The sequence below is a fragment of the Nitrospirales bacterium genome, assembly GCA_031315865.1.
Classification (GTDB): domain Bacteria; phylum Nitrospirota; class Nitrospiria; order Nitrospirales; family UBA8639; genus JAGQKC01.
In genome coordinates this window covers 2,504,315-2,518,527 of record JALDRJ010000002.1, presented here as the reverse complement: position 1 = coordinate 2,518,527, position 14,213 = coordinate 2,504,315, and the positions used below count along the sequence as shown (strand labels likewise).

General features: G+C 47.6%; 10 protein-coding genes. 2 read left to right on the top strand and 8 right to left on the bottom strand.

Annotated features, from left to right (window positions below):
* Window positions 1-388: 388 nt before the first annotated feature.
* Window positions 389-1,183 carry a hypothetical protein gene (locus tag MRJ96_11485; GenBank protein ID MDR4502061.1) on the top strand — a complete coding sequence of 265 codons (795 nt, stop codon included), beginning with the start codon at window positions 389-391 and terminating at the stop codon, window positions 1,181-1,183.
* A 68-nt stretch (window positions 1,184-1,251) separates the two neighbouring features.
* Here MRJ96_11485 and cysC read toward each other — a convergent pair whose 3' ends face one another.
* Window positions 1,252-1,824, bottom strand: coding sequence for an adenylyl-sulfate kinase (gene cysC / locus MRJ96_11480; protein MDR4502060.1), 573 nt, complete (start codon window positions 1,822-1,824; stop codon window positions 1,252-1,254).
* 339 nt (window positions 1,825-2,163) lie between these two features.
* On the opposite strand from cysC, the gene MRJ96_11475 reads away from it, so the two are divergent.
* Window positions 2,164-3,408, top strand: a complete 1,245-nt coding sequence (locus MRJ96_11475) for an IS256 family transposase (protein ID MDR4502059.1) — start codon at window positions 2,164-2,166, stop codon at window positions 3,406-3,408.
* Window positions 3,409-3,557: 149 nt separating this feature from the next.
* On the opposite strand, the gene MRJ96_11470 is transcribed toward MRJ96_11475, so the two are convergent.
* The 7 genes from MRJ96_11470 to MRJ96_11440 form a co-directional block, all read right to left on the bottom strand.
* Window positions 3,558-5,927, bottom strand: a complete 2,370-nt coding sequence (locus MRJ96_11470; GenBank protein ID MDR4502058.1) for a glycosyltransferase — start codon at window positions 5,925-5,927, stop codon at window positions 3,558-3,560.
* A gap of 21 nt (window positions 5,928-5,948) precedes the next feature.
* Window positions 5,949-7,358, bottom strand: a complete 1,410-nt coding sequence (locus MRJ96_11465) for a hypothetical protein (GenBank protein MDR4502057.1) — start codon at window positions 7,356-7,358, stop codon at window positions 5,949-5,951.
* A 39-nt stretch (window positions 7,359-7,397) separates the two neighbouring features.
* Window positions 7,398-8,099 carry a hypothetical protein gene (locus tag MRJ96_11460; GenBank protein ID MDR4502056.1) on the bottom strand — a complete coding sequence of 234 codons (702 nt, stop codon included), beginning with the start codon at window positions 8,097-8,099 and terminating at the stop codon, window positions 7,398-7,400.
* A 771-nt stretch (window positions 8,100-8,870) separates the two neighbouring features.
* Window positions 8,871-9,167, bottom strand: coding sequence for a hypothetical protein (locus MRJ96_11455; protein ID MDR4502055.1), 297 nt, complete (start codon window positions 9,165-9,167; stop codon window positions 8,871-8,873).
* 212 nt (window positions 9,168-9,379) lie between these two features.
* Window positions 9,380-10,540 carry a hypothetical protein gene (locus tag MRJ96_11450; protein MDR4502054.1) on the bottom strand — a complete coding sequence of 387 codons (1,161 nt, stop codon included), beginning with the start codon at window positions 10,538-10,540 and terminating at the stop codon, window positions 9,380-9,382.
* A gap of 422 nt (window positions 10,541-10,962) precedes the next feature.
* Window positions 10,963-12,615: a hypothetical protein gene (locus MRJ96_11445; protein MDR4502053.1), complete on the bottom strand. Its 1,653-nt coding sequence runs from the start codon at window positions 12,613-12,615 to the stop codon at window positions 10,963-10,965.
* A gap of 231 nt (window positions 12,616-12,846) precedes the next feature.
* Window positions 12,847-14,187 carry an O-antigen ligase family protein gene (locus MRJ96_11440; GenBank protein ID MDR4502052.1) on the bottom strand — a complete coding sequence of 447 codons (1,341 nt, stop codon included), beginning with the start codon at window positions 14,185-14,187 and terminating at the stop codon, window positions 12,847-12,849.
* Window positions 14,188-14,213: the final 26 nt, after the last annotated feature.

Here is a 14,213-nt window from a genome sequence, read left to right as displayed (position 1 = left end):
CAGCGTCAGGGAAGACCAATCTAAAGAATTTGGTGGTAAAAATGGCCTTCCATGATGACATCCACAACACACATAACTAGCAGAAATTCATCTGTTTGCTATTTTCGCGTGACATCATATTGGAACGCGAAAGGGCAGGGACCATTTCGTCCTTCCCAGCTCCGAGAGAAAAAACCTGGATAAACATTCATCATATTCAGAGTTCATAAAGAGTATCTTGGCATTTTCGCACTGTACGAAAGACACAAGGTAAGAAAAAGGAGGTAGGAAACAGGAGAAATACGTTCAAGTAAATTTTGATTCGCATTGAATAAGTTTCATCCGTTCTAACTATCAACCAACCTTCAAGTCATGGATGGGACTGAAGGGGAAATAAGGAAGGTTTCATATGAAACATCAGCTGGTCTCATCATTAGTTTTTTCTTCGTTGTTCGTATTTAGCGGCTCCATGGCCCAAGCCGCCCTTTTCGATTATGCAGGGCTAGCAGATCATCAGAACGTCCCAGGAATAACCTCAGGACTACCAGCTGCTGGCGGCGGAGTCGGTCAGGCAAACGTTACTGGCGGAGAACAAGGTTCGCCTGCATTTAAGTGGATCATCGACAACGTGAACATTTCCCACTCTGCGTATCAGTATGGGAATGAACAAATTTCCTATAATCCTTATTTAGACTCCAATGACGGTAACGGGCCAGCTGGGTTGGGGGTCTGTCAAATTTTGGGTGATCACACTCAGGGAAATTTAACAGACAATGAGTGTAAATCAGGATCGGCCGATGACAACGTCACTGTAACCGAAGTCTTACAGTTGACCGGTACGGACGGTCAAATCCTATCGATCGATCGCATCGATTTCAGAAACGCAATCCATGGCATAGATTTCAATGATGGTGGAAGAAATACAAATTTCTACTTAATGATTGATAGCGGGGACTGGAATCCAATTGCGTTACCTGATGGGACCGGTTTTATTGATTTCTCCGGATCACCGTTGGTCGGGAATATGTTCAAATTCGCCGCTGAAACAAATTTCCTCAGAGTTCTAGAAGTAAATGAAAACCAATTTTATATCAAGTCGCTTAGCGCCAATGCTGTGCCCATTCCCTCCGCATTCATCCTCTTTGCTACGGGACTTGGAGCACTGGTCGGTGGTCGGTATTTAACCAATAAACGACGCGGCTAATTCCACATCAGTGATATCAGTTTGATAGAAAGCCCGCTCAATCTCCGGATTAAGCGGGCTTTTTGCCTTCACATCATGCTGTTATCCTTATTATTCCGCCTCACGGCTTCCTCCTCAATGTATCGACTCTTAGCTAAATACTCCACGATCTTCTTGATGCTCTCGTCTGGAGATTCCACATTTGTTTGGACGACCACTTCTGGCTTCGTCGGGGGTTCATAGGGATCAGAAATGCCTGTAAAGTTTTGAATCTCACCACGTTTAGCCTTGGCATAATGTCCCTTTACATCTCGTTCAATACAAACTTCCAGAGGACAATTGACATACACCTCAATGAAATTCGATATCTCCTTCCTAGCATCCGCGCGTAAGGCAGCATACGGCGAGATAGCCGCTGTGATCGCTACTCCACCAACACGGCTTATGAGGTTCGCCACATAGGCAATGCGTCGCACATTTTCATTCCGTCCGTCTCTAGAGAAATCCAACCCTTTGGTCAACCGCTTTCGCACTTCATCACCGTCCAATATCTCAGCCGGGTAGCCTAATTCCTTCAAATGCTGGTGGAGCCGTTTTGATAAGGTGCTCTTTCCTGAGCATGGGAGCCCCGTAAACCATACCGTAAATCCTTTTCCTCTCACGGCAGACTCCTTTCACAAGTTTCGGATGTCGCGACCATTGTTCAAGGAGCCATTTTATCGGATACATGATGAAAATTGAACATCCAACACCTAACTATGCTAAAAATTTAGTCACCATTTAACTGACAACTTATCCACTCAAAGTCGTTAGTAGATACCCATGAGTTAACGCTGCGTGGCGCTTAAAATTCAACTGCTAGGCGTTTAGTCTCACGGTATGCTGGAGGAGCTATACTCGAAAGTGGTGTCTGATGTGAGTTGAAAAGACGCGGCGTCTCGGGTTGAACTGGGTGTTGCGAGACATCCTTAGATCAACCTCAAAAAAGGAGAGACGCCACGATGCAAGAGAGTACCAAACGACAACCAGAAGAGCCAGTGAGTCGGGATACGTTGACCGAGTTGCTGCGGACAGGAGCCCGGCGCCTGCTGGCTCATGCATTGGAAGCGGAGCGAGCGGAGCTAGTAGCTCAGTATGCTAAGCAGCAAGATGAGCATGGCCGGGCCATCGTCGTCGGCAATGGGTATCAGCCTGCGCGTGAGATTCAGACGGGGATCGGGCCGGTGACGGTTCAGGTGCCGAAGGTCCGGAGTCGGCAAGGCGAACCGGTCACGTTTCGCTCCGCGCTGGTCCCGCCCGACGTGCGCAAGACAGCCAGCTTCGAAGCGGCGGTCCCGTGGCTGTATTTGAAAGGGATTTCGGCGGGCGAGATGCAGACGGCCCTGGAAGTTTTAGTCGGTCCCGACGCCAAGGGGCTCTCGGCCAGCACGGTCGCCCGCCTGAAGCACACCTGGCGCGAAGAGTATGAGGCCTGGCGACAGCGTCGCATTGATAAAGAGCAGTGGGTGTATCTCTGGGTCGATGGGATCTACACTGGGCTCCGGGCTGACCAGCAGCGACTGTGTGTGTTGGTCGTCATCGGCGTGAACGCCCGAGGCGAGAAACACTTCTTGGCCATTGAGGATGGCGTGCGCGAGTCGACGCAGAGCTGGCGGGAGGTGCTCGCGAATCTGCAAGCCCGAGGGATGAAGGCGCCGAAGGTCGCGGTGGGAGACGGCGCGATGGGCTTCTGGGCGGCCTTGGAAGAACTCTATCCCACGACCCGACAGCAACGCTGTTGGGTGCACAAGACCCGCAATGTGTTGAATGCCTTACCCACGACTGTACAGCCGAAAGCGAAACAGGCGTTACACGAGATCTGGCAAGCTGAAACGAAAGCGGCCGCTGAACAGGCCTTCGACAGTTTTCTGAAGATCTACGAGCCGAAGTATCCGAAAGCGACGGGGTGTTTGCAGAAAGACCGGGAGGAGCTCCTGACGTTCTACGCGTTTCCAGCACACCATTGGCAGAGTCTGCGCACCACGAATCCGATCGAATCGACCTTTGGGACCATTCGGCATCGGACGAAGCAGACGAACGGCTGTCTCACACGCGATGGCATGCTCCACATGATGTTCAAGTTAGGGCAGTGTGCCGAACGGACCTGGCGACGGCTGTGCGGTTTCCAGCAGTTGCCCCAGGTGATCGAAGGGAGCCAGTTTACCGATGGAATGGAACAAACACTCAGTGATCCGGTCGCCGCGTGAACAACGACTCAGACACTACTTTTGACAATAACTCATGCTGGAGTGGGATCAACACGAAGTGGTCATCTGCGTTAACTTTGATAGACTCACCCATGATACAAATATCGATACAAATATCTTCCCAACTCTTGTGAACGCCAATAAAATTTTCAGCGGACCACTCGTCGATACACTTCATTGGTAAGCTCTCCTTTCGCAGTCCATGAAAATACTCGGTCAGCTTTCTCTCGCGCCTGAGCCGACAACGATTCCATAAGCACCGGATTTTCCCTGATCGTTCGAAGTGCCTGACAAAGATCAAACACGACTTGTTGATGATTGCTGAGCGGGATCTTCACGCCGACAGAGGCATCAACCATCGCGCCGGGACCGCCATAGTCCAGACAGAGGACGGGAAGTCCTGAAGCCATGGCCTCAAGAACAACGAATCCACCTCCCTCAACGCTGGGATAGAGAAACACATCACATTCCTGCATCAGCTCTAAAACGCGAGTTCTTGTTTGCCACGGTATAAATTGAACGTTCTCCGTACAAGAAAGCTCACTGACTAATCGCCTGAGCCGTTGTTCTTCGGGCCCGCGACCTACCAGAATCAATTCAGCCGATCGATCGAATTCCAAGAAACGGGAAAAAGACTCTACAGCAAGATTGGGACACTTCACATAATGGAGACGTCCAACGAATAAGACACGAAAGGGTCTGGATTTCTTATCGTGAGTCCATTGCTCCTGTGGAGCTATCGCAATAGCCGGCGAAACCGTAGACTTTGATCGGATCAGCCTGGATAAGGGAAATTGATTCAACGTTTGTTCGTTTATGGCGATGACATGCTTGGCTCGTATAGCGGTCATCCAATACAATGGGTCACAGATACGGCATACTCTCTGGATCGTAAGACGAACCATTTCTTGAAACGTAGTTCGCATGCTGCACGAAAGATTGTTTGGATATGGGGGATGACTGCCGATCGGACCCCATACATAGGGAATTGGCAAAAGAGTCAGACAGGACCAGAGCCAATCATTCACAAACGTGACATGATGCGCGACATCAAAAGCAACACATCGATGAAGTGAATAGGCACGACACAGAGCCGCATACTGCCAAAGATAATAGTAGATTCTCACCCCACGCTGTCGTTTTTTCCAAAATGACATCCACCGTGGGAGTTCGACATATTCAAAATGAAGATGCTCATTCGGGGTCTGCGCCAAACTTCGTAGGATACTGTCCTCGTTATTTGACTTTGTCAGGACCCATACTTCATTTTCCTTCGAGATTTCCTGCACCCAATTCCACCCAACCGCCGGTTCTGATCCTTTATCAGATTCACATGCGTACGCCGCCACCAACACCCGTCGCCGCATCCCCCGCTGCATGATGTCAAAAGTCGCATTCATACACGACACCAGATACATGATCTGCACCACCTGACTGGGGTAGTGTTCCAACGCTGGATGGACTGAGCCCTGGACTTCGGCATGGCGTAATATTTCTTGCAAGAGGTAAAGGAGAAAATACGCAGGAAGAGCATCGCGTTCAATCTCTAGCAGCCGCGCAAAATCAGAAAAAATCCTGACTTCGGGTTTTTGTTCATCAAACATCTCGGCCACAAGTCGGATAGCGTGATGATGAAGGACATGGTGCTTAACGGATCGCACGAAATGAAAGAGATCTGCCAGCGCCGGCCCACAAGTAGTTCCATACTCCCAATCGAAGGCATATTGCACACCATGTTCCTGGCGCAAGGTATTCCACGGCGTAAAGTCGCCGTGACAAAATCCTGTCTGTAATTCTCTTGCATCAAAGAACTTTTGGAGAATCTTCATCGAACGCAAAAGTCCTCTCCGAACACTTCGAAGTTGCGGGAACTCGCAAATCTTTGAGATTCTTCTGGATAGACCGATTCGATCATCATATTGAGCAAAAGACCAAGCCGTGCGAGACAAAGCAAACAACCCCCGGACAAATTCTACATCTTGCATATCCATTGAAAGTTGTCGTTTGGCGAGTTCAAGGCGAGGAGCAGCCATCACAATCACTTCTCTGCCATCGACCGAATGAGAACCAATCAGCGCTCCAAATTGTTGATCATTGAATCCTTTTCTCTGAAGCTCACTCAGGATTTCTCGTTCTTGACGTATGAGGAGTTTCGCTTCTGGGAGTGTCCCAATTTTCACATAGGCAATCACTCTTCCCTGCTGGTTAATCTGTGCGGTCACCTTTTGACGAGGGCTCGGAGCCCCTATATAGTAATTGATGTTCTCATGAGGAAGATGAAAAACATTGTGCAATGTCTCTTTGGCTTCCTGCTGATTAAACATGGCTCGATCACTTTCTTGAACCTGTCGGGTAAGGATATGAAACAACCCCAGCGAGAGTCGTCGAGCCACATGCACACACTGCTCAGAAACCTGTGAACTTTGAGCAACTAATGTTAAAGCCGAAGAAAAGGATTGAGGATTGGCGACCAACACCCTCGGACGGCCAAATCTTGGGAAAACACGTGCAGTTGTCAAAGGATGCTCGACGGTTAAAGCCTAGGCCTGAGGATAGAGACGCCGGTGGCAGTTGTTCACAATATGCGAAACCACATTCTTGCTCGTGTCATTCACCCCGTTTGCAGTTTGAATCGCGCTGGGGGAACGCCAGTGTGAAATTTCTTCTTCATACCGAATAAGCTGATCTTGAATTTTCTTAACAGAAAGCTCAGGTTTTCTGTCAAAAATTGCTTCCGGGTCGTCTTTGAGTAAAATGATCATGTCTGCTGAAGGCACGGCGATAGCAGCAAGACGCATCAGCCAATTGGGGACAGCAAACCCATAACGTTCTGGATTCACAAGAACATCAGGGAAGTAACGCTCACCAATAATTAGGGTGGACCTTGCACGCTTGGGGAAAATGATCAGCCAATACCCGAGAACAAAGTCTGCCCAATAGTAGACGAACCTGAGAAATGAAATTAGCCCCCGGTAATGAGAGTGTTCCGGTGGTGCCTCAACGGAATCTTGGGGTTGGGATGAGGAGGTACGGCTCAATTTTGGTAAGAGCTTCGGTCGCCAATGAAAATGCCATTGATGGCGAAATCCACGGTTCAACATACGTTGAACCGACTGATTGATCGTCGATTTTCCAGCACCGTCTGGGCCAACGATGGCGACAAAATACCCGGTGGCCCGAAAGACTCGAGATATATGACGCACAAGGGTCATGACGTGTCGAACTATCCACTTGCCAACATGTCGGGACGCAAATCTTGACTCGAGCAACTGATTAAGCTCATCTGTCAAATGTTGGTCCACCACTTGCGGTGCAGACCGAAAAAATGCGTCTGCCAAGGCTGCTCCCTTAGCTCCCAACCATTTCTCAGCCATCACTTGATTTTCATGTCCACCCGACATAAATAAGCTTCGCATCACCTTTGTATTTGACTCTGTCCACGAATTCTTAATGATTCTTTTCAGGAAAAGATACTCAGCCTCACGTGCAACAGAACAGCGATATCCATAGGAAGTTTGTAAGCGATTTTCTAACAGGTACGACGTTGGCAGATGATACCGATTAATCCCATAGGGATCGTACAAACAGTCAAGATGCAGGAATGTGAACCCACGATCATTCAATATGGCTAGGATGTAATAATAGCCGCAAAAGACGTCATAAAAGAGCCTTTGAACTAACCGAATGCCGTTGTGGGATTTACAGATTTCTTCGATTATACGATCTAACAGTTCCCTGGGATCTTCCCCAAAAACAAGGTCGACATCAGAATCGACATCGGGAAACCTGGAATGTCCAGGATGCACAACAGCGTATTCGATGTCTTGATCGTTGAGTTTCCCCAATATCGTTGAAAGGAGAATCTGCTTGGCAGTCTGATCCTCGTTTGGAAGATCTGGAACCTCATGTTCGATCTTTTGACGGTTGGTGAGCACACGGTCCCTCGCCATGGAAAAAGTCTCAAGTCAGTGGATGCACATCGTACGACATCATGGCATTTCAGGGATCGCAGCGATTGATTCCAGCGATTGATAGATGGACATCAGACGTTCTTCATACATATTTTCTAGAATCCATCGAGGAAGACTTCTTTGACGAGGTTCCTCTGAAATTTCCTCTTGTTTGTAAATCGTGCTGTATGGTTGATCGAGTGAATACCCTAGAAATTGGCTGAGTCGTTTTTGAGCGTCTTTCTGCTTTCTTGCAACTCCCTGAATGTTTAACACCAGGCACTTTGAAGGATGACGTTTATAAAAATCCACGATTCGAGCGTTGTAGGCAATCCACGCAATATAGGCCAGCCATGGCATCAACATGAGTCGACGATCAGTTCCTCGCTTAAAAAGAGAGTCAGCGACTAATTGTGGATGCCGATAGAGGAATATAAAAGGGATATCAGGCAAATGGCTAGACCAAAGATCAAGAAAAAGCGTTGTGCGAGGATCTTTCCAGCCCCATCTTGCAAATTTTTGCTTCCGAGCATCGATAAGACGTTCAACGGTTTGATGACTTTCTGGAGAAATGGTGAGGTGTGCTCGTGGGTTATACATATGGCACCGATTATCCGCCAGCATACCGTCATGAAACTCAACAAATTCGATATCTTCAAAATGACCGCGTGGATTTCCCTTGGCTGGGCCCACCAGCTTTTCACCCATTGAAATGCCGCACTGCTCAAGGTAACTCGACATCAGCGATGTCCCCGAGCGATGCATCCCTGTCAGACATATGATCATGGGTTCAAACGTATTCAGGCCATTCTCTCATTGCAATCTTTATTGTTGAGCTTGATGTAATGCACCCCATTTATCAAGTGGCTTCGAACTGAGTCAGAGGGCTTGGGTGCTGGTCCTGTTCGAATTGCGTCGGGTTCGCTAGCCCAAGGCCGAGTGATGATGCGGGTGTTATCGTTTTCCATCCACGCGGCCAAGGCCGCGTGCAATTCGCGGTGACTCCTCCACTCACGTAACCAGATAAGCTCTTCTTTCATTGTCCGTATAAGATGTTCCGTATCGGCATGGCCCTTGGGATTGTTGTCGCTCGTAAAGGCCTACCTAATGCCTCATGCCCTGCATGCTTGGATAAAGGCTTTGCCCGTCGGCTGCCCCCCATTGTCACTCATGAGGAGCACCCCTTGTTCCTTGACTCCTTGTGGTAATTGTTGCTGAAGGCCGGCTTCAAGGGCCTGGAGCCAATCCTGAGCTGTAGTCCGTGTCGCCCGCCCGCCACCTCACAATCTTTTTCGTGTACCAGGCTAAGACGAGGACAATCTAGAGCCAGCCCTCTGGCTCCACGAGCACCTTCGTCAGGTCTAGCCCCCCCACCGATTGGGCCGCTGGGGTTTGAGCTTCTTGCGGATCGGCGTTCGGGGGGCATGCAACCGACGGTTGGCTGGCACCAGCCACTGATGCTTACGCATAAAGCGACATTGCGTTCCGCCACTGACGCAGACTCTTGCCGAGTCATGGCCCCCGTCTCTTTTTTTGGCTCTCGGGGCAGTTCGCCCACCACCTGGTTGAGTCGAGCAGCTCTTGCTGCCTTCCCGCTTCCTGTTGGCTGCGCTGATGGCCCTCAAAGGCTAGGCTGGCATGAGTCTGCAATTGGTCACGCCATGGATAATACTGGGCTTGACTCGTTTGATGTTCTGTACACCAAGCTACCGCCGACTTCCCTTTGAGCCCTTGCACCACAATGGCTGCTTTCGTATTGGCATCCCACTCCGCCACTTCAGACTGATGCCTCGCGCGTTGATCAGCCACACTGGACTCAGTTTGCAGAGTCGTTGTCTTAATAGGGGGCAATATTACAAAAACCGTATTCATAAAGAATGTTTTTTTCGAATTGAGGTATAAAGCGACTCATAGACCGAGGCCTGAAGCAAGAACTGATCTTTGAGTTAGAACATTCCTTATGATGTGTGCCAAAAGCCGAAGCAAGATGGATTCTGGCGGTTCAACAAACTTTCAAATCCTCATCCATTACTTGCCGACGTAATCTGAATACGTTGATAAGCCCACACAAAAGATAGCGTAATCACCAGCTGAGTGACAATTAACACAAACATTGTTCCTGCGAGACTAGCATAGTACATAGCGGGAAAACTCAATAGTATAGCAACAAGAGTTCCGATCGACGTACCAATAAAGATGGATCGAGTTTCTCGACAGACTCGCAAAGCAATACCGAATGGCCTCTGAAAAAACCCCAAAAAATAGAATAAAGACCATGCGATAACGACCCAGCCATAACCTACATAGCTGCTACCATACACTAGTGACAGCCAGAAATCTGGCGCAAGCGAGGCAGTGATTACGAGCAGCCCTGTCATACTTCCACCGAGAATGGAAAGTCGGAAAATATAACGATTCAGCTCCAAGTGCCCACCAGAAGCAAAAATTTTTGTAGCACGGGGTGTCGCAAAGTTTTCTATCGCTAGAAATAAAATATTACAGACACCAACGATATTTCGAGCCGCGCTCATTGCACCAACAGCCACCACAGAAACGAAGAATGCCGTGAGGTAGATGACAGCCTGTGTACCACTCCAATATGAAATGTTTCGAGCAAGGAGCCATTTACCAAAACTCCAATGACTGGAGACGATGGACAAAAGGTCATTTAGGCTTAGTCTCAATAGTTGAAAACCTGATTGGAATTTGTGCATGCCATGGAGAACACCCAAAAATGATGTTGCAGCCATAATGTGAAGGCAATCCTCCACTGACAGCCCCATCGTCATATGCATCAACAATAAACCGAAGATCTGGCCCCCGTAACTGAGACCATCGTTCCACATGGCGTACTTTCCCTTATCTAGTGAGAAAAAGTAACGCCGGAAAAAGTCTTGCATGAGAAATCCAGCCGTTGCTGCTGCCAAAGGAAGGTACAGTTTATGGACAGTCTGATTAAAGAAAAAATAATGAAACAGGTGACCAAGAGTTAAAATTACAAGAAAAAAAAATGAGGCTACAAAGACCTGCAGGACAAAAACTGAACGATAGTAGTTGTCAGCTCTATCAGAGTTAAGAGTCGGCCCGTTAACCATCATTGGAGTGACAATTAGAGCCATCTGCATGTTGGAAGCGAATAATATGACACCAAAAGCAAGAACAAACTCTCCATACGCTTCCATATCTAGGAATCGAGCAAGCAGTAAGCCTGTAATGAAATTGGAACCACTAACAAGGGCCTGGTCAAAAATGACTATATTTGTTGCTGTTCTGGTCAAAGTCGTTTAGTGGATTCGTGAATTACCAGAGATAAGGACCCCCAAAAATTCCAGCTTTATGAATGGTGCAAGAAGCTATGACACTGAAGTGACTTGTGAGGCCTATAGATATTTCAGGAGTATATTCGCACGAGCAGCAGCGAACTACGGTCAGGCGAAAAATTCACATTTTCCGAAAATAGTTCACACTACCTTGAAGGTCCGTCAGCAAGACCCTGCCAAGAACATGGAACAAAGGACAATGCACTATTCGGTTTATCATGAGCATGGCAAAAAATAGCCATTACAGTTTTCTTAAGAATGGGAAAACACTCATTAAACTTGGTTCAAGTCTTCTCTTTTCTAAGTTGTTGTATTATTTTTTTTCTGACTACATGAGGGCTATCAACGAGCAAGCTGTCCTTTAACCAGGTCGGCCAAGGGCCATCTGTTTTCCCAGTGGCTTCCTGAAGATAGGTGGCCAAATACCGAAGATCATCGATCGCCTCTCGCCACCCTTCCCACTGGAGCGTAGGAATTGGTTTGCCCTCCGTGGGATAAGCCATGACGCCAGGTCGGTAATTCTGTACTCCCCACTGTGCCCAGTCATCCCAACAATACCCGGATTGATAGGCATACGAAAAGATCCCACTAAAACCTTTTCGAACCATGCTGAACCCATAGGTCGCTCGTGTAGTTGCCGGACGCTCCTCGGTAGAATGCGGCATGCCATAAGCCAGAGGTGCTATACCGTCAGCCTTCAAAGATGAAATAACATGCTCCGATGTGTCATGTTGGATAATGGCCACATCCAGAAGTCCCTTCAGGCGTTGGGCAATAGAGGCCTTTGTCACCGCAGTTATGTTCAAAGCATCAAAGGCATGGACAGTCTCGAATGTATGTCGTTGACTGATTAGTTGGTGATACTTTTTCTCGTCTTGGTTGTATACCCATAATCGTCGATAACCAAGTGATATGCTTAGATTTCGTAACGCATCAATCTTCCTTGTATACTGAGCTGGTGAGTTTGATTCATTCATGTTCCAATCAATATAGACCAGTTTGTCATTTGAATACCCGGCATCGAGCAACATTTTGGCCGAGTCTCGGAAATTTTCAAAGGCATGTTGAATTCCTTTTTCGGGGCTATGGCTATTATATTGATGGTCAAGACCCACAGTGTCCACCCCGTGCTCTTTCATATCGAGAAATTCTTCCTGCATCTGTCGTCTCGTCTTAGACCTACCTGTAAAACTCGTGGACTTCGGGTTCGTCAACCAACCAAGATAAAACATACCCACTGTGTAGGCAGGTTTGAGTAGGCGTTGCTGTAGCACTTCGACGTCTAGATCGACATGGTCTTGAATTTTGAGCCCATCGCGATTCATCGTAATGGAAATTGTTCCGCTATAATGGCCAGCTGGAATGGTCTCTGGCAATTTGACAGTGACCCAAATCTGTTTATTTGTACATGCCTGAACCGTAAAGGGAAGAAGGCTTGGTGCATCATATATGGTAGGGCGTGTACGCACTAAATTGACTTGACGTTGATGATCAACCTGCACTAATTGATCATCATGCAATAATAATTCGGAGACAAATTGTTTGGTTTGTCCAGGCGCCACACGTCTCATGATTGCGGCAGATTGATACCAAGACTTGACAATCCGAACATCGAGGAGGCCCGCTGGGATGCTTTCTTGATCTTCCAAAGATTTTAGGTCATGCGCCTTGACGACCACGTTTGAGAGAGGGGATGTTCCCGCACGTAAGACGAAACTCGCTGGTTCATATTCGCCAGGAGATGCCACAATGCTGACAACCCGACGATCTGAAGTATTGGGAACCGGATCCGAGTACGGAAGAATCCATTCATCGCTCAATGGGTTATCAACTACCACAACTTTATGCGTAGTCGCCGTTACTGACCAATTTGGACGTCGAATCTTTGCGGGCATTTTCTGGGCTTCGCCATAGACGGTCCATGCATCGCCAGGCATCACATCCTCTTGCTCTTTCACACAAAGAGACGATTGCACTCCTGATTCAGCATATTTATCCTGCTCAGATGATCTGCCTGGATATGCACTTCCGAAGATCGTACATGGAAAGGCGGTCCCTAAGGCAAATAGTACAACTGGCAAAATAAATCTAGGACGAAGAAAATTCGAGTACATGGGCTAATTCAAAATTGCAATAGTATAGACGGGTAATCGTACAATGAGATTACGTTACTCTAAATACTTGTATTTGTAACGTGGTTCGGGCATATCACTGGGGCCATCAGCCTCCTCCATAGATTCTTGTATGATGCCCGTGGGATTCTCAGCAGTCTGCTCTTGGACTCCTAGATTGATAGTTGCAAATGCGGCTAATGTCAACATCAGCATAAACTCCTTTTCATGTGAGGCCAGTCCGGAGCTTGTTAACCCTCGAACTAATAGGAAGGCATATAATGAAAGCACTTCGGATCGGCAATGTAGAATTGCCGTCGGCAAGTTCTTTACCAGTACGTTTTGGGGTCGAAATATGCGAACGCCAGTATAAAACAGTGAAAAGCCCCATAACATACATCCAACGAGACCAACCCCGACAATAATCTCAAAGAATGAACCATGGAGTGTACTGGCTCCATCATTTAATACATCAAAACGTCCCGCAGAAGCAAAACCATTACCCCAAAAAGGCGATTCTTTAAAGAGCTCCCAGGCAGCTTTCCAACCTACGGTTCTTCCTGAAAGAGACTCTAGGGTAGAATCGGCCTGCCCCTTACGAAACCAATCTCTAGCAAACTCTTGAACAATTCCTCCAATCAAAATAAGACTGATTCCGCCAAGTAATGTAAAAAAAAGAGCTTTTCTCCTACTAAAGAAGAAAAAGTTAAGCAGACCGAACACAAACGCTATCAGGGCAGTTCTCGAAGTAGTAAGTATCATTGTAAGAGCCATGGCTACCGCGATTACTGCATAGAATCCTCGTCTACGCGTGCAGTTGAATAATCTCATCAAGGCCACCAATGCCGAAATAGCCGAAAAAGACCCCAGGCTATTCGAGTTGAGTCGTGGGTAATAACCCTGGAGGCGAAAAGGAACCAACCCTTTCTCAGACACAAAAGCATAACCTGGGTTCACAAGGACACCAATCCATGCTGTCGCGGCAGTTAGTCCTATCAACAACAATGTAAGATTATAAGTTTTCCTTATAGACGCGAATGGCCTTTGATGGCCTATAATGACTGCAATCACAAGAACATCAGCCAAAATTTCCAAACCTTTCCACATTGAATAAAAATAGAGGGAAGCAAATGTAGAAGAAAACAATGCGATGATTGCGAAGAAAAAAAATGTAGCGAGCGGCAGCTTTACTAGTGCCCGTATAGCCATACCATTTCCGGGTAAGGAGAGTATGGCAATAGTACCAGCCAGCATTACCATCAGTATTCGAAAAGCACTCTGAGGATCTAAAGAGGTTACTGATTGCCCACTACGCGGGAACAACATTAAAAGATTGAGGTACAGGAGCAACCATGCAAAATGCTGAGATCTAAATGGCACAGTTGATGTCTCTTCCATAGTGTTCCTACGCTCTTCCATACTGC

Bases quoted from the DNA above. Each gene is read 5' to 3' on its own strand.
- MRJ96_11440 (MDR4502052.1), bottom strand. From the start codon at position 14,187: ATGGAAGAGACATCAACTGTGCCATTTAGATCTCAGCATTTTGCATGG.
- MRJ96_11445 (MDR4502053.1), bottom strand. From the start codon at position 12,615: ATGCCTGGCGATGCATGGACCGTCTATGGCGAAGCCCAGAAAATGCCC.
- MRJ96_11450 (MDR4502054.1), bottom strand. From the start codon at position 10,540: ATGGAAGCGTATGGAGAGTTTGTTCTTGCTTTTGGTGTCATATTATTC.
- MRJ96_11465 (MDR4502057.1), bottom strand. From the start codon at position 7,358: ATGGCGAGGGACCGTGTGCTCACCAACCGTCAAAAGATCGAACATGAG.
- MRJ96_11485 (MDR4502061.1), top strand. From the start codon at position 389: ATGAAACATCAGCTGGTCTCATCATTAGTTTTTTCTTCGTTGTTCGTA.
- MRJ96_11460 (MDR4502056.1), bottom strand. From the start codon at position 8,099: ATGTCGAGTTACCTTGAGCAGTGCGGCATTTCAATGGGTGAAAAGCTG.
- MRJ96_11475 (MDR4502059.1), top strand. From the start codon at position 2,164: ATGCAAGAGAGTACCAAACGACAACCAGAAGAGCCAGTGAGTCGGGAT.